Raw genomic sequence first — 741 nt, forward strand, 5'->3', positions numbered from 1 at the left:
GGTTCACGGCGTGTCTCACAAGGGGTTTACCGGCAGCAGTGCCGCCACAGTACGACCTGACCGCCACCTCAGGACTTTCCGCACCGAAAACCCGAGAACGAGCAGGTTGAACTTTCCCACCAAACTGCTAACTTGCGCCCAAATTCTGACCGACTGGAATGATGCTCTAATGGCTGAATACGTATACACAATGAACCGCGTGGGCAAGGTTGTTCCGCCCAAGCGTGAGATTCTGAAAGATATTTCCCTGTCCTTCTTCCCCGGCGCCAAAATCGGTGTTCTCGGCCTGAACGGTGCCGGTAAGTCCACCCTGCTGCGCATCATGGCCGGCGTCGATCAGGACTATAACGGCGAAGCCCGCGCCATGCCCGGCATCAAGGTCGGCTACCTGCCCCAGGAACCGCAGCTGGACCCGGCCAAGAACGTGCGCGGCAATGTCGAAGACGGCATGCGCGAAGCCATCGACGCCCTCGCCGGCCTCGAGCAGGTCTACGCCGATTACGCCGAGCCCGACGCCGACTTCGACGCCCTGGCAAAGAAGCAACAGCAGTTCGAAGACGTGATCCAGGCCTGGGATGCCCACAACCTGGAGCATCGCCTCGAAGTCGCCGCCGACGCCCTGCGCCTGCCGCCGTGGGACGCCGACGTGAACAACCTGTCCGGTGGTGAGAAACGCCGTGTGGCCCTGTGCCGCCTGCTGCTGTCCCGCCCCGACATGCTGCTGCTGGACGAGCCCACCAA

At 62.2% G+C, this 741-nt stretch carries 1 protein-coding gene; it reads left to right on the forward strand.

The window, feature by feature from the left end:
- Nucleotides 1-169: 169 nt before the first annotated feature.
- Nucleotides 170-741: ATP-binding cassette domain-containing protein (locus B4U49_RS00365; RefSeq protein WP_143735425.1), on the forward strand; the 572-nt coding region annotated here is incomplete at its 3' end.

This window comes from Microbulbifer mangrovi (assembly GCF_002009015.1).
Taxonomy (GTDB): Bacteria; Pseudomonadota; Gammaproteobacteria; order Pseudomonadales; family Cellvibrionaceae; genus Microbulbifer; species Microbulbifer mangrovi.